Origin of the sequence: Chryseobacterium sp. 22543 (assembly GCF_052044565.1) — a bacterium.
Classification (GTDB): domain Bacteria; phylum Bacteroidota; class Bacteroidia; order Flavobacteriales; family Weeksellaceae; genus Chryseobacterium.
In genome coordinates this window covers 447,643-467,152 of record NZ_JBQENH010000004.1, presented here as the reverse complement: position 1 = coordinate 467,152, position 19,510 = coordinate 447,643, and the positions used below count along the sequence as shown (strand labels likewise).

The window sequence follows — 19,510 nt, the reverse complement described above, 5'->3', positions numbered from 1 at the left end:
TTGAAGAAGAACTAGAGTAATTTATTTTAATACTTTACGCTCAATAGATAAAATTTCATCCTTGTTAATCTAATGACGTCATAATTACCCCCAAAAAGGAATTCTCTCTTTCCGGCATCCGGCTTCCTGACTCACATTTGGCATTTTATCCGGAATTCAGATGAAATAATCTCTTTCGTTAGTTTTTAATAATGGTTGGATCGGTACAATTTTTTGTGCCGATTTTTTTATTTTGAGTTTTTCTTAATATCTTTTTAAATATCCCTTTCTGACTAGAATATCATTCATGTAAACATCAGATTTTCAAAATAGTATATTCATTATTTTTACTTCAAAAACACACCATGCTGATCAAAATTTATGGAAGTGCAATTCATGGAGTGGCTGCACAGACAATAACAATTGAAGTGAATGTAGATACCGGTGGAGTAGGATACCATCTGGTGGGTCTTCCTGATAATGCGATTAAAGAAAGCAGCTATAGAATCTCTGCCGCACTGAAAAATGTAGGATATAAAATTCCCGGAAAGAAAATCACAATCAATATGGCTCCGGCGGATCTCAGAAAAGAAGGTTCTGCCTATGATCTAAGTATTGCCATTGGTATTTTAGCGGCTTCAGATCAGATTTTGGCTGAGGAAATTGAACATTATGTTATTATGGGCGAGCTTTCTCTCGACGGAAGCCTGCAGCCCATCAAAGGTGTTTTGCCCATCGCTATTCAGGCAAGAGAAGAAGGCTTTCAAGGAATTATTCTCCCCAAACAAAATGCCAGAGAAGCCTCCATTGTCAATGATCTTGACGTATATGGGGTAGAAAATATCAGAGAAGTTATTGATTTCTTTAATGAAGGAAAACCGCTTGAAAAAATGATATTGGACACCAGAAAAGAGTTTCATGAGAGAATCAACGATTTTCCTTTTGATTTCTCCGAAGTTAAAGGTCAGGAAACAGCCAAAAGAGCGATGGAAGTCGCAGCTGCAGGCGGACATAATATCATTTTGATCGGTCCGCCAGGAAGCGGAAAGACCATGCTGGCTAAAAGGATTCCCAGTATTTTACCTCCATTGACCCTGAAAGAAGCTTTAGAAACAACAAAAATTCATTCCGTAGCCGGAAAAATAGGAACTGAAGCATCATTGATGACCGTTCGTCCCTTCAGATCTCCGCATCATACTATTTCTGATGTTGCTTTGGTAGGAGGTGGAAGTTATCCGCAGCCCGGAGAGATTTCCCTGGCTCATAACGGAGTGTTATTTCTGGATGAAATGCCAGAATTTAAGAGAACCGTGCTGGAAGTGATGAGACAGCCTTTGGAAGATCGTGAAGTAACAATTTCAAGAGCACGGTTTACAGTAAACTATCCGGCAAGCTTCATGTTGGTAGCCTCTATGAATCCCAGCCCAAGCGGCTTCTTCCCCGATGATCCTAACAATACCTCATCTGCTTATGAAATGCAGCGCTATATGAATAAACTTTCAGGGCCGCTTCTGGATAGGATTGATATTCATATTGAAGTTCAGAAGGTGGAGTTTGAACAGCTTTCCGAAAAAAGAAAAGGAGAAATGAGCAAAAACATCCGGGAACGTGTCCTGAAAGCAAGAGATATTCAGAATAAAAGATATCAAAGCCTCAATATCAGCAGTAATGCTCAAATAGGGCCTAAGGAAATTGAAGCCTTTTGTGAGTTGGATGAAACTTCTTTCGGTCTCATCAAGTTGGCAATGGAGAAACTAAATCTTTCGGCAAGAGCATATGACAGAATACTGAAAGTCGCCAGAACAGTTGCTGACCTTGAGGGATCTGAGAATATCCTGTCTCATCATATTTCTGAAGCGATACAGTACAGAAGCCTGGATCGTGAATTTTGGAATGGTTAGTTTTATATTTGATTGATTTTAAAATAAATAGAAAAGATGTTTTCATAAGTTTAATTCGACTCTCTGGAATAAACATAGTAATTATGTAACGCATAGGTTAAAATATTATGTTAAGTTTGATTACCAAATTATTAAAAATATTACATTATGGAAATCAAATTTTTAAACACTGAATAAAAACTTACCTCTCGTTTCTGAAGAATATATAATCTGTTTTTCTTCTTTCCGATTCAATAAATAACGTTTGAACGCTGTTTACTGTTCTGCTCTCTGAGTGGATCGCTTAAGGCTTTATGTCATTCAGTTTTTTAAACTATTAAGCAAACACATTTAGTAACTAAGCTGTGGTTATGCCTTATGTCTGGTTGTTTCCTTATTTCATAGAGTCTAAAATCAACTTAGAATAGGGTTGAAGCCATTAATTACAAATTTTTAAACCAAATCAAATTATTATTATGTCAAACACAATTCCCTCATTAGAAACCTTATCAATAGGTACAGCTGTATTACTGTCGCCTGAAGACAGAGAAAAATTGTTAAACGGATTCAATAAAACCGGCTGGGACTATCATCATGAAGAAACATTAGAGTCTCTTTTCCGAAAACAGGCACTCCTTCATCCCGATAAAACAGCCGTTGTTTATCAGGATCAGGAGATCACGTATCGTGATTTAGATGAGAAAAGTAATCAGATTGCCAATCTGTTATTGAGCCATGGAATCAAAGAAGGTAAGTATGTTCCTGTCTGGCTGGACCGTTCTTTAGAATGGGTTGTTGCTGTTCTTGGCGTGATCAAAACTGGAGCAGCATATGTTCCTATAGATCCTGCTTATCCTGCTAAAAGAGTAGAATTTATTCTTTCGGATACCGCCGCTGATATTATTATAACCAATCAAAATCTTGAAAACCTTTTATCCGAAACTGAAAGAACAAAAGTATTTGATCTGAGCAGCATGGAGAATCTTAATCATCTACCTTCTGAGTATCCGGAAATTATAATTCACCAGAATAGTCTGGCATATACAATTTATACTTCAGGCTCTACCGGAAAACCGAAAGGGGTAATGGTAAGTCATCAGGCTATACAGCACCTGGTAACCTGGCACAATCATCATTTTCACGTGGATCACAGTTCAAAACTGACCCTCGTAGCAGGATTGGCATTTGATATATCTGTATGGGAAACCTGGTCTGCCCTTACTTCCGGTGCAACTCTTTTTATTGCAGATAATGAAGACAGAACAGACACTCATGCATTGGTAGATTACTATAGGAGAAATCAGATTACACACGGTTTTGTGCCTTCTGTTTTAGCGCCGGGTGTAGTTAATTACTCGCGGAATTATAATGATCTGAAGTTGAAATATCTCTTTACCGGAGGTGAAAAACTGAAGCCTGTACTTACTACAGAATTAAGCTACGAACTGATAGACTATTACGGACCTACGGAATGTACCGTATTTGCAACATTTAAAAAAGTGAAAGATATCAATGGAAAATATATCTCTTCAATAGGGAAACCCATTGCTAATGCAAAAGCCTATATTTTAGGTGAAAATAGAGAGTTATTACCTGTAGGAGCTGTGGGAGAACTGTGTATTGGAGGAAATATTTTAGCAGATGGATATCTTAATAATAAAGAGCTTACAGATTCCAAATTCATTCCCAACCCATTCAATGAAAAAGAAAAGCTTTATCGTACCGGTGATCTTGCCAAATGGAAGCCGGATGGCAATATTGAATTTCTTGGAAGGATAGATAATCAGGTGAAGATTCGTGGATTCAGAGTTGAACTTGGAGAAATAGAACGCACGCTGGTTCAGCAGAAAGATATCAGAGAAGCCGTGGTCATTAGCAAAGATACGGAAGGAAGCACCAAATATCTGATTGCTTTTATTGTATTAAAGCCTGATGCAGCAAAAGATGTTTCGTCAGTCCGAAATACTTTGAAAGAAGAACTTCCGGGTTATATGATTCCTGCCCAGATTATTTTTATAGATAAAATTCCGTTGACGGCAAATGGAAAAACAGATGCTCAGGCTTTAAAAGATCTGGCAGATAAAGAAGCGAAAGAACTTATTTCATTTGAGCCGCCAACCAATGAGACAGAACGGATTGTTGTTGATATCTGGTCTTCAGCACTGGAAAGGCCTGTTATTAATATTACAGATAATTTCTTTGATATCGGTGGAAACTCTCTGTTAGTAGCAACAGTTGCTGTGGCATTGCAAAGAAAGCTGGATATAAAAGTGTATCTGCGGGATATTTATCAGTTTCCGGTGTTGCAGGAGCTGTCGGAAGTTCTTATAGCAAGATCCAAAGCAACAAGAGAGGCTGTTCCCATGGAAGATGTAGAACCTTATGTTGAATTGCAGAAAGATGTTTATCTCGCTCCCGGAACTGTTTTTGCGGGTGGATTTGATCCTAAGCAGGTGGAAAATCCAACGACCATATTTTTAACGGGAGTTACAGGATTTGTAGGAATTCATCTTTTGCAGGAGCTTCTGGATACTACAAATGCTGATATTTACTGCCTTGTAAGAGCTCAGGATCAATTTCATGCGATGGAAAAGATAGAGAGGTGTTTTAAACAATATAAAATTCCTCAGAAAGAAGAGCAGAAATCGAGAATTATTCCGGTCATCGGAGATCTGGCATTGCCGGCTTTGGGACTGTCAGAAGAAATATTCTCAAAACTGGCAAAACAGACCGATCTGATTTACCATTCCGGAAGTTCCGTAAACTTCATTGAGCCTTATTCTTACATGAAAGCTCCAAATGTAGAAGGATTAAGAGAGATCATCAAATTGGCCGGAGCAGAAAGGACCAAATGTCTTGCTTTGTTATCCACCATTTCGGTATACAGCTGGGGACATGTGTTTACAGGAAAAACAGTAATGCTGGAGTCTGATGATATTGAACAGAATTTAATGTCTGTAAGCAAAGACATCGGTTATGTGAGAAGCAAGTGGGTAATGGAGGCAGTAGCAGATCTGGCGGCAAAAGAAGGGCTTCCATTGATTACTTATCGTCTTGGATATGCAATGTGCCACAGTGAAACAGGAGCAAGCGCTTCCTATCAATGGTGGTCCGGATTGGTGAAAAACTGTATAGAATTCAAATCTTATCCTGCATTGACTGAACTTAGAGAAGGGCTTATCACAGTAGATTATATGACGAAATCTATGGCTCATATCACAAAAAATAAAGAGGCAATAGGTAAGAAATTCAACCTGATTGCCCGCCCGGAAACCAATCTTACGCTGGAAGGATTCTTCGGACTCATGAAAAAGTATTATCCTTTCACCCTGAAAGATCTTCCTTATAAAGAATGGCGAAAACAATGGGAAGATGACAGTAAAAATCGGTTATATCCACTGACAAGCCTTTTCAGGGACAATATGCATGAAGGTTTATCCACCGTAGAGCTTTATCAGAATACTTATGTATGGGATTGTTCCAATGTGATTCAGTTTCTGGAGGGTTCAGATATTCAGGAACCGGTATTTGATAAAAAAATACTGGATTCCTATTTAAAATATCTGGGAATTCCGGTTGAATAGTATTTAATAATTGAAAAAGCCCAAACAGATTCTGCTTGGGCTTTATAATGCTTATTCTTGTTTTACTACAATTTAAAAATCAGACATTCATATCGTCTCATCTTTTCTTTATTTGAAGATTAATTGATGGTTACTTTAATTACATTCTGAACAGCAGGAACAGGATACTGGGTTCCTACTTTGGAAATGACCTTACTTTCAATTTGTGGTGTTCCTCCAAATAATGCCTGATGATTTCCAGCTCCAGGATATTGGTCAATACCTGTTCCGGAATCAAATAATGAGGTTTTTGAACTGATGTCTCCCTTAGTGTTGGCATCAATGCTTTGTTCATTGGCATAGAACCAATCATTGGAGAAACCAAACATTGTTGCATAGGCAATTTTATCACCCGGTTCAGCATTGAAATTTGTTGTTGCCTTACTTCCCGGTGCTACAGGAGCATTCCCGGCAACATATACACCTTGTACATTGGGTAAAGATTTTAAACTGTTTTGAAGTTTGGCTACATTTCCAAACTGGGCAATGTCTTTCAGTCCCATTCCGTTATCTGTTTTACCCAATTCATACATTGGATTTTTATCACCACGGTAAACAACAATCAATGCAGGAGAAAGTCCTGTCATAATTCCGGTATTGGCATTCAGTTGAGTCATCATTTTACTGATATTCCCAATTTGAGCAATATCTGTGATTTCAGGATTTGATAAAGCGTTAGGAGTAAAGAACGGGGCACTGTTCAGCAGCTGAGAACCATTGTAGTTGGAAACAGCCCATACTCCGGGAGAAAAAGGAGTTTCGTTGGCAGTTCCGCCAGATGTATTGGTAATGGTGAGGGTGAATTCCGAAGTTACATCATTGTAAGCCAGACTGAGCTTCATAAGCTGTGAAGCGTTTACATTAGGAACCTGCATGATGGGTTTACTTTCAACCTGTCCTGTGGTATCATCTTTAGTTCCGTTATCCCATAGCCGTACGCTTGAAGAAACATCTCCGGTAATTGCATTTCCATTGGTGTCAAACAGTTTGATGCCCGGCTGTTGGGAGGCAAAAAACCAGTCTTTTGATGCTCCGTACATTGTAGCAAACATTAACGCTTGTGTTTTTCCTGCACTGAATGTAACAGAAACAGATTGTCCGGGCGAAATAATAGGAGCAGTTCCCATTCCCTGAAAACTTCCGCTTTCTACAAAATCTTTAGGCGTTACCACATTTTCAAAGGTAATTGTTCTTTGAAAAGCCATGTCCGTCATCATGTCGCCATTTGAATCACTGCATGAAGAAAGAGTGAATGCCGCTAGAGTAGCCGCTGCTAAAACTGATGTTCTAAAAATAAACTTGTTCATAAAAGTAATTTTTTATAGTTATAAATGGTATTTGTAACTATAGTCGGCTACTTTTTGAGATCCTGACAAAAAATATTTTCTTAATTCAATTTTTTTTCAATGTATAGTTTCTGAGAATGAAAAGTAGGGTAAATTATATTCCTTTTTTTCCATCCAGAATCATCTGAATCATTTTTATCCTCCTGTTTTCTCTTGTTTCCGGCTTCTTGGCTTCTTCAATCCAGCGGATGTATTCTTTTTTGTGCGTGTAGCTCATTTTGTCAAACAGACTTTTTGCGTCCAGATTCTCATTAAAGACAGAGACGATATCATCGGCAATTTCAACGACCCTCTCTTCTTTGTCCTCAGTAAGAGAAACGGAAACCTCATCCCCGAAAGTTTTCCCAAGCTGCTTCCTGATCTCCTGTGTAAGGCCTAAAATATGACAGTCTGATTTCATTTTGGCAAGGCTTCCACGATATTCAACATTGTCATCAAATATAGCTTTAATCTTTACTAACCCTTTTTTATTAAACAGTTCTTCTGTAGAAAAAGGAAACTCTACAAATGCAGCGTTCATCTCTCCGTTTTGCTGAATAATAGCTGAAAATTTGATCATTTGAGGATTCATGATGAAAGATTTTAATGGTTAAAAATAAAAAAACCGTGAAAGTAAATTTCACGGTTTCAAAAATAAATCAAATAAGATTATTTTTTATTGATTTTCTTAGGCGTTGTTGTAGTACCTGAGTTTTTAGTTTTTGTATCAGCTGGAGTGTTTTCTCCTCTTACAAGCTTCAATTCGTCAACTAATCTTCTTGCACCAGCAAACTTATCGATTGTCCAAAGAACGAAACGAACGTCTACGTTGATTGTTTTCTGCCATTCCTGCTCGAATACGATATCACCGCTTAATGCTTCACTGTTACCGTCGAAAGCAATACCGATAAGGTTTCCGTCTCCATCAATTACCGGAGAACCAGAGTTACCTCCTGTAATATCATTGTTAGAAAGGAAGTTTACAGGCATATAACCTGCTGCATCTGCATACTGTCCGAAATCTTTAAGGTTGTAAAGGTCAATCAGTCTTTGAGGAAGATCAAACTCTTCATCCCCTTTCTTGTATTTTCCAACAAGACCAGTCATATCAGTATAATAGTTATCAGTAATACCGAAATAGTTTCTGTCATTTCTGATAGGTAATTTATCTACAGTACCGTAAGTTAATCTCATGGTAGAGTTAGCATCCGGGTAGAATTTTTTCTCAGGCATAGCCTTCATTAATCCAGCTAAGAACAGACGGTTGTTTTTCGCAAAATTATCATCTATTTTAACAAATCTTTCTGTGCTTATCTTTTGATCTGCAATAATTCCGTTAGCTGCTTTCCAAAGTGGATCAGCATCAAGTTTCAATGCATCTGGATTCAATAAGAAGTTCGTTGCAGAAGTCTTATTAGCGAAGATTGAAGAGTAAGCTAGATTAGAAACATTCTTAGAGTCCAACCCTAAAATAGTAGCAGAAGCAACCTCAGGATTTTTAACTCTTGCTTGGTAAAGACTTGTCATAGCTGCAAGCATTTCTCCTTCCAAAGATGGATTAAAGTTTTCATAAGCCGCTTTGATAGCTGTTTCAGTTTTAGCTTTCATTGCCAGCCTTCCCTGCATATCCTGAGCTGCATAAGCTTTAAGAGCAGATCCTACCTGTAATGCAAGGGTAATATATTTTGCGTTTCTTGAAAACTGTGAAGCATAGTTTCTTTCAACATTTCTTTCAGAAACTTGCTTGTAATACATTCCAATATCTTCCAAAACACCATTGTACTGATCGTTTCCTGGCATTGCAGCCCATTTGTTGTAAGTTTCTTCGATCTTTTGTTTGTCAGAAATAGTTCCGTTTTTCTCTACAGCATCAATAGTTCCCTGTCTGTTTTTCCAGTAGTTTGCTACTGAAGCATATTGAGAAGCATAGTTAAGCTGAGTTGCTTTATCCTTATCCATGTACTTTTTCATTACATCCATGGCAAGTTTAGAAGCTTCAACCCAAGCCGGATAATCTTTAGTTACCATTTGCTGAATTCCGTAAGAAGTCAGGTAACGGTTTGTTCTTCCAGGGTAACCTAAGATCATTGAGAAATCACCAGGTTTAATTCCCTTAAGAGAAACCGGAAGGAAATGTTTAGGCTTCAAAGGAGTATTGCTTGGAGAATATTCAGCAGGATTTCCTGCAGCATCAGCATATACTCTGAAAACAGTGAAGTCTGCTGTATGTCTTGGCCATTCCCAGTTATCTGTATCTCCCCCGAATTTTCCTAATGAGGAAGGTGGAGCACCTACTAATCTGATGTCTTTATAATCCTGATATACGAAATAGTAGAATTCATTTCCGTTGAAGAAATCTCTTACCACTACAGTATATTTTCCGTTCTCAGAGTTTTCTGTTTGAATTGCTTTTGTTTCAGCATCAATAACAGCTTTTCTCTCTGCTCCGGTCATATTGTTGTTTAGTTTAGAAGTGATTCTCTGCGTAGCATCATCCATTCTCACTAAAAATCTTACATAAAGATCCTTTGCGTTGAATTCGTCTTTCTGTTTCATAGCCCAGAAACCGTTCTTCAAATAATCTTTTTCTGGCGTAGAAGCCGCAGCAACAGCACCGTAACCACAGTGGTGGTTTGTAAATATAAGTCCTTTATCCGAAACAATCTCACCTGTACAGAAACCACCGAAACTTACGATAGCATCTTTTAAACTTGAATTGTTCACAGAATAAATTTCTTCAGGCGTAAGGTGTAGACCCTCTTTTTGCATATCAACACCGTTAAGTCTTTTGATGAGCATTAGCAGCCACATCCCCTCATCCGCCCTCATCTGAGCAAAGCCCAGTAAGAAAGTGAATAGTAGAAATAGTCTTTTCATTTTATAAAATAATTTTTGTGTCGCTAATTTACTAATTTTTACGAGATTCTGTCCCGGATTGGTATGAAAATGGGATGATAATCCGCATGAAAAAGATACTCTCATCAATTTTTGCAGTTTTATTTTTAGGACTTGTTTTAAATTGTTCCTCAGTGCCGGATAAAAATCCTTCCCTTCAAAGGCAGTGGATGTTGATTTCTTTTGATGGTTTTTCAAAAGAACAGTTGATTGCTAATAAAGCTGAAATGAATCTGACAGCCAGTATGGTTGACAATAAAATTCAAGGGAATGCCTATATGGGATGTAACCAGATGTCTTTTGTTTCTGAATTTAAAAAAGGAGGAAAAGTAAAGATTTCAAGCGGAATAAGTACCATGAAAGCCTGTCAGGATATGAATCTTGAAGCCTCTTTTCAGAAAAAAATTGAAACGATGACTAAGTATTCTATTGAAGGACATTTTCTTACCTTGTCCGATGATCAAGGAAATACAATGAAATTTGTAGCTGCTGATTGGGATTAATAATACCCATATCATAATATAAAAGTCCGCCTTGCAGCGGACTTCTTTGTTTGAAAAATCTAGTTTGGTTATCAGCTTTTTGCGGTTATTAGCTTTTGAGGGTCATTAGTTTTTGGGAATTGTTTTTTTTATGTCTTCCAGGGTTGCTGTGTTAGGCAGCCCGGTAACTGTCATTTTTGTGTTCCTAGAATTTATAGTATTGTGAGATGCCTGTCTGTTTGGGATTGTTTTTTTTAGGTCTTCAAGACTTGCTGTATTAGGAAGAAGTTTTCCTGAATTATCTGCAGCTGCTTTGGGCTTGGAATCCTGTTTTTTTACTTCAAGTCCATGATCAGTAACAAGACCTGAGTTTACAGTTTTCTTTTCATTGTTTTCCTTGGCTTCCTGCATTAGTTTTGCCTGTTGTTCCTGTGCCTGTTTTACAACCAGTGTTTGATCTTCCTCTATCGGAGCCGCTTTTTTATTTTCCTGAGCATAGATAATACTGCTTAAAAATAATAACGGGATAATATATGCTATTTTCATGACGGTTTATTTTATGTTGACTAATACTTGAATTTTTCCAATCTCTTTTTGGTCATAATCCTGAAGTGCTTTTCCGATTACCTGTCCTATTTTCACCTTTTTGATATCTGCTTTCATTGCAACACCTGTTTTAGATGAAGTTACCAAAAGGTCTCCTCTTTTTATTTTCCCATTCTCAAGACATACTTTGGTAGGAATTACCCCAATGACGCCCATGGGGGCTTTATTGGAAATATCAGTGTCAATATGTTCCTCCGTAAGAAGTACACCTGGTTTGGTAGCATATACTCCTGCCACAAGGCTAGAATAAGGTGTTGAAGATTTTTCAACGGTTCTGTCTGCACTGGTTGAGATGACTAGAATATCACCGGGTTCGTACTGAGAAATGTTTCCATTGACATCAAAGACCTCTGCAACGTCAGCACCGCTGCTTTGAGTTCCTCCATTAAAGAATCCACGTCCGGTATTGTCAATACGAGCCACATTTACAGCACTGGGATTGCCGGATCTGAATACAGCAATAGAACCGGCACTTCGGGTTTCTGCTGTAAGAGGAGGATTGGTATTGGAGGTGTTATAATTAACGAACCTTGCGGCGCGGCCTGTTCCAAAATTAGGAATCCATGCATAAATAGCACTTCCTGTGCCGTCTGCTGTGGTTTCTACACCATCCCCTGTGTTGGATGCATTAGCTGTTATACCGTTACCATTACCATCTGCAATGGCAATTAAAGCGGGTCCGTTTCCTGCAGGATTGGAAGCATGGAATAATCCGCCGAAACCTCCGGTTCCTGAAGATATCCCATAGATACCCGCTGTTCCGAAATTGGCAAATTGAGAGTTAACTTCTCCTCTCACTGCCGCTGAAGTTCCTGTGGTTCGGTCTACTTTAAAATTTCCTGCAATACCGTTTCCTACAGTGGTTACGGTTATAACATCGCTGGTATTATTCTCATTGAAGATGTTAAACCTTCCGGCTCTTCCGGTAGCAAATGTAGGAACCCATGCATAGAGAGCATTTCCAGCGCCATCAATGTTGGTTTCAATTCCGTTTCCGTCTTTGCCTGCATTGGCGGTGATCGCATTTCCGTTCCCGTCGGTAAGGGCAATTAATGAAGCTCCGTTTCCTGCAGGGTTTGATGCATAAAATAAGCCGGCACGTCCTCCCGTACCGGAAGAAATTCCAAAAATAGCGGCGGCACCAAAGTTTCCGAAAATGGTGTTTACTTCCCCTCTTACTGCAGCACCCACACTATTGGTGTTGTCAACCAGAAAAGAGGCTGCATTTCCCTGGGTGTTGTCCGGAATGTTTCCATTTCCATTGGTTTCTACCTCGAAAGTATTTCCTGTAGTATTCGTTTGGTTAAAATTTTCAAATCTTCCGGCACGGCCAGTACTGTTATTTAAACCTACCTGCCCATAAACACCTATTCCGGTTCCGGATGTATTGGTAGCCACAAATCCTCTTACTCCATATCCTCCTCCGTCATTACGTCCTACTACAGCTCCGGCAATATCACTGGTAGTTCTGCCCACTACTGCTTCACCAGCTGCGGTGTTGTCACCAACAATACCTGCAGAAGATTGGGAAGAGGTGGAACCGTGTACCCCAAATCCTGCTCCGGTAGAACTTCTTACTCCGGCTCCATTTCCTGAGGTCGTAACATTTACAACTGTACCATTCCCTACGCTGGATGCATTAAGAGCAACATTATTATTCGCATTATTGAAGATTGAAACACTTGCAGGGATTCCGTTATTACTGGTAGCAGTAAGACCGGTTCCTGTATTGCTGTTGGCATAAACCCCGGTTCCGGCAGCACTGGCATTACCATATACGCCTAGTCCATTTGGGGTTACGCCATATACTCCCCATCCGCTTCCGGCCTGGCTTCCATATACACCCACGCCTAATCCTCCGGTTCCGTTATTGATACCACGAACTGCTGAAGAAAATCCTCCCGGAGCTGTATTGGTAACAACTCCTCTTACTGCTGCAATATTTGACGTAGTTGTATTGTTGTTACCTTCTAAAGATGTTCCATCACCATCATTAGTTAATGAAAATAAGGTTGAGGCATTATTGACTGTATTAGTATAGGGAATAGCGAAGCTTCCGCCTCCGCCACCTGCAGATTTGGCATACATAGCATAGGGAACACTCAGCAGCTGGCTCGTTCCTACTATCGTGTAGCTGGTTCCTCCGGCAGGGTCAGTTTCTGTTTTTAAATAATAGCTTCCTGCGGGCCAGTCGATAGTGGCAAATGTTCCTGTAAGCACAGTTCCTGTTCCTATTTCAAGGCTGATAAGCCCATTGGCATTGGTATTTCCGGTGAGCCTTTCTGAATAGACTGCGGCGCCGGCAGGAGATCCCTGCAATATACTTGCTTTCACGGCTATACCTTGATTGACTAAGAGTTGTCCGGAACCGTTTCTCATGACAGCTTGGTAGCTCATTTTTTCCGGAGCCTGAGAAAGTCCCATAAAGAAACCGGTCAGGATCCAGAACAGTAATAATATTTTTTTCATGGCATTTTATTTTTTGATGATTTTAAATGTTTTAATATTTTCTCCGTTTTGAGTGATCCTGATGATATACATTGCAGAAGGAAGTGAGGAGAAATTAAGCTCAGATTTTGATTGTGAGATCTTATCTTTTTTTACCAGCTTACCTTGGGCATCAAATAACTGATACTCTGATCCTTTAAAATTATTTGAGGTAAAATCCAAATACAAATAATCTCTGAAAGGATTGGGGTAGAGCAAAATGCCTGTGAGTTCAGAAGAGGTTTCAAGGGAAGTAAGAGTGATGATTTCGTAAGGCTGTTGTACGCCTTCGAAAACCTGTCCTGTTCCTTTTTCGAGGTAGGTCATCTGGCCTACACTGTAAGAAACAAAACCATTAGCTGCTGAAGCATCCAGTCCGGTTGCCAAAACTGCAGATTGTGCGTGCAGTATGGAGATGGAAAAGACAGACAGAATAATACAATAAATAGATATTCTTTCCATGGATAACAGTTTTGGTGATTAATAGATGTGTTTTTTCTGGGGGAATTTGGGAAGACTAAATTACCACCGATCTTAATCAAATGACAGGAAAATAGACCAACGACAGAAATAATCGACCAATGGCGTTTTGTGAATTATGATGGAATGTTTGTTGGGCTTTTTTTAAGGATGAAAAAAAGAAAGATTATCCTTATAAGTTCTGCCGATAGGAAGTTTGATATGATGGGCAAGTTCTATCTCATGACAGCTTTTTCCACGGATAAGGTGACGTGGTACCGCGTAGCTTCTGTGAATTCTGACAAAAGAATCAAAAAAGTTTTTTTGCAGGAGGTTTCCCAGAGAATTTAAAATACAGTGATTTTTTTCAAGAGTGATAATTCTGGTGTAATCTTTCAGAGCTTCCAGATACAGAATGTTTTTCATTTTAATCTGAAAAATATGTCCTCCTTCTTTTATTTTGATGCAGTTTTCTCCTACCATAGCATCATAGCATTCACATTTTTCTTTCACTTCAAAAAAATCAAAAAGCTTCTCCATAGAATAATGAAAGCGTTCTGCGGTAAGGGGTTTGGTGATAAAATCTAAAGTACTGATCTCAAAAGCTCCGGCAGCCAGTTCAGGATGGGAACTTACAAAAATACAGGCAGGGATCTTATGGGCCAGCCTCCGGAATTCAAGTCCGTTCATACCCCGCAAATTAGTCTCGATAATCAGAAGATCAGCAGGAATGTCAAGATAGGGAATTGCCTTTTCTGCAGAATCAAAAGAGGCGACAATTTCAATGTTTTGATATTGTCTGATATAATGCTGAAGAACCAGTCTGTCCAGTTCATCATCATCAATAATCATACATCTAATATGGGTAATCATGATATTCCGGAGATTAGTTTTTGATTTAAATATTTAAAAATCAGAAAATTATTACATAAAGTTATTGATTTTTTATAAAACTTTTACTGGCAAACTTAAATTTATATTAAAATATGTTATTAAATAAAAATTGATTTTGTTTTTTTTCTGAAAAATATTAACTTGTAAAAATCATAAACATAGATAGAACTTAATGTTAGAAAAGAAAGAACATAACTATGAGAAAGCGGTCTTAGTGGGTGTTATTACTCAAAATCAAGACGAAGAAAAACTGACAGAGTATTTAGATGAACTTGAGTTTTTAGCTTTCACAGCCGGAGCAACCGTACAAAAGCGTTTTACCCAAAAACTGACTCAGCCGGATTCCAAAACCTTTATCGGAAGTGGAAAAGCAATTGAGATAAAAGAATATGTAAAAGAAAACGAGATAGGAACTGTAATTTTCGATGACGAACTTTCTCCTTCACAGCTTAAAAATCTGGAAAGAGACATGGAGGTTAAGATTTTGGACCGTACCAATCTTATTCTTGATATTTTTGCCCAGAGAGCTCAGACTTCTTATGCGAGAACTCAGGTGGAACTAGCACAATATCAATATCTTTTGCCACGATTGACGAGAATGTGGACTCACCTTGAGCGTCAAAAAGGAGGAATTGGAATGAGAGGTCCCGGAGAAACGGAAATTGAGACTGACCGTCGTATTATCCGTGACAGGATAACCTTACTGAAGGAGAAGCTGAAGACAATCGACAAGCAGATGGCGACTCAGCGTAATAACCGTGGGAAAGTAGTTCGCGCAGCTTTGGTAGGATATACCAACGTTGGAAAATCTACTTTGATGAATTCTATTTCAAAATCTGAGGTTTTTGCAGAAAATAAACTATTTGCCACGCTGGATACCACAGTAAGAAAAGTGGTGATCGGAAACTTACCATTCCTGCTTACGGATACGGTAGGATTTATCAGAAAATTACCTACTCAGCTGGTAGAATCATTCAAGTCTACTCTGGATGAGGTTCGTGAAGCTGATCTTTTGATTCATGTAGTGGATATTTCGCACGAGAGTTTTGAGGATCATATAGAATCTGTAAATCATATTCTGATGGAAATCAATGCTCATCAGAAACCAATGATTATGATTTTCAATAAGATTGACGATTTCAGCTATGAGAAAAAGGATGAAGACGATCTTACCCCTTCAACCCGTAAAAATATTTCGCTGGAAGAGTGGAAGAAAACATGGATGGGGAAATCAAAATATCCAACGGTATTCATTTCTGCTTTAACGAAGGAAAACTTTCCGGAAATGAAGAAAATGATTTACGATGAGGTGATGAAAATCCATATTTCCAGATTTCCTTACAACGATTTCCTTTTCGAATATTTCGATAACGACGAGGAAGAAGAAAGCAACAATTAATGAAATATCACTTTTTCCTTTTATTCATCATGTTTTCGGTTTTTGGTTTCAGCCAGAAATCAAAACTTGATTTAAAAGCTGTTGAGAAAAGTCTTAAAAATTCTGATTCTCCTTACAATTATGAGAAGCTTATTTTTAAATATAAAGGATATCCAAAATCTTTGGACAGCATAGAGTCACAATATCTTTACTATGGAAGAAATTTCAGAAAAGATAAAGTAAGTACGTCAGACGATAGCTTTAAAAATCTTGCTGAAGCCTTTAAGCAGAACAATTTTGCAGACTGTATCAAGCAGGGAAAAACCTTGTATGATAAAGATCCTACGAACCTGGATATTTTGCTGATCCTTCTCAGAGCATATGATTCTGTGAAGGATGGCAGCAATTTTATGCATCATCTGAATCAGTTTCGTTCGCTTACGGAAGGAATAAAAGTTTCAGGAGACGGAAAATCGGAAAAAACAGCCTATATCGTCAATTCTGTAGGAGATGAATATATTCTGCTGAATATTCTGAATATAGGAAAGGATTATACAAGAAGCTCAAAACCTGCTAAGGATGGTATGTTTGATGTTTGGGAAAAAGAGGGGCAGCAGCTCTATATTAAAATACTCTATTTGGAACTCACCAATTAATCATAAAATAAAAAACACTTAGTGGAATTATATTATTCATTTTCAGCATTAATCGTATTAGCATCAATATTTGCATATCTCAATTACAGGTTTTTAAAACTTCCAAGTACCATCGGAATTATGGTGATCGCCATTGTGGTGTCTATTTTTCTGGTAATGTTTGGAGAAACAGTACTTCCGAGAACTTTCGGACATCTTCACAACCTTATGAACGGTATCGACTTTACAGAGGTGTTGATGGGAGCAATGCTTAATTTCCTACTCTTTGCAGGAGGAATTCATATTAATATTAATGATCTGAAAGAACAGTTCAGACCTGTAGTGATATTTTCCACAGTGGGAGTTGTGATTTCTACTTTTGTGGTAGGATTTGGAATGTTTTATCTGCTTCCGTATGTAGGTGTTAAGCTTCCTTTTATCTACTGTCTTGTTTTTGGTGCTCTGATTTCACCTACCGATCCGGTAGCAGTTCTGAGTGTACTGAAACAGGCGAATGTCTCAAAATCACTGGAAACAAAAGTAGCCGGAGAGTCTCTCTTCAATGACGGTATGGCGGTTGTGGTCTTTACAGTGATTTTACAGCTGGCAGTCGGGAAAGAAGTGGATCTGAGTGTTGAAACTATCGGATTGCTTTTGCTTAAAGAAGCCGGAGGAGGGCTTTTACTTGGGGTTCTGTTAGGATGGGTTACTTCAAGATTGATGCGTGAAGTGGATGACTATATTATTTCCGTATTAGTAACGCTTTCTGTAGTGATGGGAGGTTATCTTATTGCAAGACAAATGCATATTTCAGGGCCGCTGACTATGGTGGCAGCTGGATTGTTTATGGGGAACTTCAACAGAAGTTTTAAAATGAAATCGGTTACTCAGGATTATCTGATCAAATTCTGGGAACTGATTGATGAAATTCTGAATGCCGTATTATTCCTGTTCATCGGATTTGAACTCTTGATGATAAAAGATCTGAAGCATTTTATGATTCCTGGATTACTGGCAATTATCGTAGTGCTGCTTGCAAGATTTATTTCTATCTGGGGGCCTACGAAGTTTACCTCTTTAAGAAGAAGTTTCAGCCCGCAGACCGTAAAAGTTCTGGTTTGGGGAGGAATCAGGGGTGGAGTTTCCATTGCGTTGGCAATGTCTATTCCTAAAAGTGAATACAGTGAGATTATTTTAAGTATTACGTACTGTGTAGTAGTCTTCTCGATCATCGTTCAGGGGCTTACCATTGCCAAGGTAGCCAACCCCAATAAGATTGCAAAAGAAGAGGAAGAACAGGAGAATATTGCCTTAGAAGAAAAAGCTTAAAAACGCTTATACTATGAGCATTGTTAAAGAAATACAGGAAGCACTGGCTGTTCTATCCATTCCTGAAAAAGCAGAATTCTTTCCAAAGTTTTTCAAAACCGGAAAAGGAGAATACGGTGAAGGCGATTTATTTCTGGGTGTAAAAGTTCCGGATCAGCGTTCTGTTGCCAAAGAATATTATCCGAAAATAAATTTGGAAGAACTCAGTATATTAATTTCTTCCAAATACCATGAACATAGGCTGACAGCGCTTTTTATGCTGATTTCAAAGTTTGAAAAAACAAAAGATAAAGCTGTGAAAGAAGAAGTGGTTGCGTTTTATCTTAATCATCTTTCTCATGTCAACAATTGGGATCTGGTAGATTCAAGCTGTTATAAGATTTTGGGCAGATATGCTTTTGAAAATCAGAAAGAAAGCCTTCTTAGGGAACTTTCTGAATCTGAAGAAATGTGGCGCAAAAGAGTGGCTGTTGTCGGGACGATGCATTATATAAAAAAAGGATCATTTGATCTTACTAAGGAGTTCGTAACCAGAAACCTGAAGCATCCTCACGATCTGATGCATAAAGCAAACGGATGGCTGTTACGCGAAATGGGAAATAAGAATGAAGGAGAATTGATCAGCTATCTGAATTTGTATTACAGAGAAATGCCGAGAACCTGTCTTCGGTATGCTATTGAAAAGCTGGATGAAGATCTTCGCCAGGATTATCTGAAAGGGCGTATTTAAAAAAGAATAAAATCAATAGTAGTGTAGTTTCCTGTCCTGAAAAAGTACCGGAAAACAGCTATTTATGCTCAAAAAATTAAAGATTGTAAGGATTTAAGGTCAGAATTGAGTAATTTTGTGCCTTTAAACCCAATCATGAAAAATTTTCTCAGATTATTTCTTCTATATATTCCTTTGTTACTCTTGACAAGCTGTTTCGATATTCTTGATAAAGTAAATGTCAAGGCTGATGGAACGGGAGAGTATACAATTATTTTGAATGCCAGCAAAAGCAAGACAAGACTGGCATCCATCTCAAAAATGGAAACCATTAACGGGAAAAAGGTTCCTAAAAAGACTGACATTGAAAATAAAATCAATGAAGCAGCAAAAATTTTTAAAGGAACTCCCGGAATCAGCAACGTGAAAACATCCATGGATTTTGATAATTATATTGTCAAACTGAGCTGTAATTTCAAAAAGATTGAAAACATTAATACCGGTCTGGAAAAACTTAAAGCTCAGAATATATTGGGTAAAATGGTTCCAACACAAGTGTACAGTCAAAATCTTGAGAAAAAGACATTCGCAAGAAATAAGGTCAATACCTTCAAAGAAGATTACAACAAAATGAGCAAGGCGGATAAGGAAGTTTTTAACAATGCCAGATATACTTCCATTATGCAGTTCGAAAGTACAGTGAAATCACAAACGAATAATACGTATGTGCTTTCTCCCAATAAAAAAGCACTCAAACTGGAAGCTGATATTCTGGATCTGATTCTTCAGAAAAAACAAATACAAAACACAATTCTTTTTCAATAAATTT

15 protein-coding genes are annotated in these 19,510 nt (G+C 38.2%); 8 read left to right on the top strand and 7 right to left on the bottom strand.

Annotation, left to right across the window (positions count from 1 at the left end):
• The first annotated feature begins 344 nt into the window (after positions 1–344).
• Together ACTJIP_RS16500 and ACTJIP_RS16495 are read left to right on the top strand one after the other, a co-directional pair.
• Positions 345–1,880, top strand: a complete 1,536-nt coding sequence (locus ACTJIP_RS16500) for a YifB family Mg chelatase-like AAA ATPase (RefSeq protein WP_077413331.1) — start codon at positions 345–347, stop codon at positions 1,878–1,880.
• A gap of 455 nt (positions 1,881–2,335) precedes the next feature.
• Complete coding sequence (locus ACTJIP_RS16495) at positions 2,336–5,443, top strand: amino acid adenylation domain-containing protein (RefSeq protein ID WP_440704846.1); 3,108 nt, start codon at positions 2,336–2,338, stop codon at positions 5,441–5,443.
• A gap of 119 nt (positions 5,444–5,562) precedes the next feature.
• On the opposite strand, the gene ACTJIP_RS16490 is transcribed toward ACTJIP_RS16495, so the two are convergent.
• The 3 genes from ACTJIP_RS16490 to ACTJIP_RS16480 form a co-directional block, all read right to left on the bottom strand.
• Entirely contained in the window at positions 5,563–6,789 is a 1,227-nt protein-coding gene (locus ACTJIP_RS16490; protein WP_440704845.1) for a spondin domain-containing protein, read from the bottom strand.
• A 133-nt stretch (positions 6,790–6,922) separates the two neighbouring features.
• The gene (locus tag ACTJIP_RS16485; RefSeq protein ID WP_180564919.1) at positions 6,923–7,399 is read right to left on the bottom strand and encodes a YdeI/OmpD-associated family protein; all 477 of its coding nucleotides are present in this window, start codon (positions 7,397–7,399) and stop codon (positions 6,923–6,925) included.
• Positions 7,400–7,476: 77 nt separating this feature from the next.
• On the bottom strand, positions 7,477–9,684 hold the full coding sequence (locus tag ACTJIP_RS16480) for a S46 family peptidase (RefSeq protein WP_077413668.1): 2,208 nt from the start codon (positions 9,682–9,684) through the stop codon (positions 7,477–7,479).
• An 86-nt stretch (positions 9,685–9,770) separates the two neighbouring features.
• On the opposite strand from ACTJIP_RS16480, the gene ACTJIP_RS16475 reads away from it, so the two are divergent.
• Positions 9,771–10,205, top strand: a complete 435-nt coding sequence (locus tag ACTJIP_RS16475) for an META domain-containing protein (RefSeq protein WP_428168565.1) — start codon at positions 9,771–9,773, stop codon at positions 10,203–10,205.
• A gap of 105 nt (positions 10,206–10,310) precedes the next feature.
• Here the strand turns inward: ACTJIP_RS16475 and ACTJIP_RS16470 are convergent, their stop codons facing one another.
• The 4 genes from ACTJIP_RS16470 to ACTJIP_RS16455 all read right to left on the bottom strand — a co-directional run bounded on the left by ACTJIP_RS16470 (position 10,311) and on the right by ACTJIP_RS16455 (position 14,609).
• Entirely contained in the window at positions 10,311–10,730 is a 420-nt protein-coding gene (locus ACTJIP_RS16470; RefSeq protein WP_077413335.1) for a hypothetical protein, read from the bottom strand.
• A 6-nt stretch (positions 10,731–10,736) separates the two neighbouring features.
• Complete coding sequence (locus ACTJIP_RS16465) at positions 10,737–13,259, bottom strand: beta strand repeat-containing protein (protein WP_077413336.1); 2,523 nt, start codon at positions 13,257–13,259, stop codon at positions 10,737–10,739.
• Positions 13,260–13,265: 6 nt separating this feature from the next.
• On the bottom strand, positions 13,266–13,739 hold the full coding sequence (locus ACTJIP_RS16460; protein ID WP_219072026.1) for a T9SS type A sorting domain-containing protein: 474 nt from the start codon (positions 13,737–13,739) through the stop codon (positions 13,266–13,268).
• A 162-nt stretch (positions 13,740–13,901) separates the two neighbouring features.
• Positions 13,902–14,609: a LytR/AlgR family response regulator transcription factor gene (locus ACTJIP_RS16455; protein WP_257468803.1), complete on the bottom strand. Its 708-nt coding sequence runs from the start codon at positions 14,607–14,609 to the stop codon at positions 13,902–13,904.
• 193 nt (positions 14,610–14,802) lie between these two features.
• Between ACTJIP_RS16455 and hflX the strand changes: the two genes are divergently transcribed.
• From hflX to ACTJIP_RS16430, 5 genes are all read left to right on the top strand, one after another.
• Complete coding sequence (gene hflX / locus ACTJIP_RS16450; RefSeq protein WP_077413338.1) at positions 14,803–16,029, top strand: GTPase HflX; 1,227 nt, start codon at positions 14,803–14,805, stop codon at positions 16,027–16,029.
• Complete coding sequence (locus ACTJIP_RS16445; protein ID WP_440704844.1) at positions 16,029–16,664, top strand: DUF4919 domain-containing protein; 636 nt, start codon at positions 16,029–16,031, stop codon at positions 16,662–16,664. Before hflX ends, ACTJIP_RS16445 begins: the two co-directional genes overlap by 1 nt.
• A gap of 21 nt (positions 16,665–16,685) precedes the next feature.
• Positions 16,686–17,972, top strand: coding sequence for a cation:proton antiporter (locus tag ACTJIP_RS16440; protein ID WP_440704843.1), 1,287 nt, complete (start codon positions 16,686–16,688; stop codon positions 17,970–17,972).
• A 13-nt stretch (positions 17,973–17,985) separates the two neighbouring features.
• Complete coding sequence (locus ACTJIP_RS16435) at positions 17,986–18,702, top strand: DNA alkylation repair protein (protein WP_180564922.1); 717 nt, start codon at positions 17,986–17,988, stop codon at positions 18,700–18,702.
• A gap of 135 nt (positions 18,703–18,837) precedes the next feature.
• The gene (locus ACTJIP_RS16430) at positions 18,838–19,506 is read left to right on the top strand and encodes a hypothetical protein (protein WP_077413342.1); all 669 of its coding nucleotides are present in this window, start codon (positions 18,838–18,840) and stop codon (positions 19,504–19,506) included.
• The last annotated feature ends 4 nt before the right edge of the window (positions 19,507–19,510 follow it).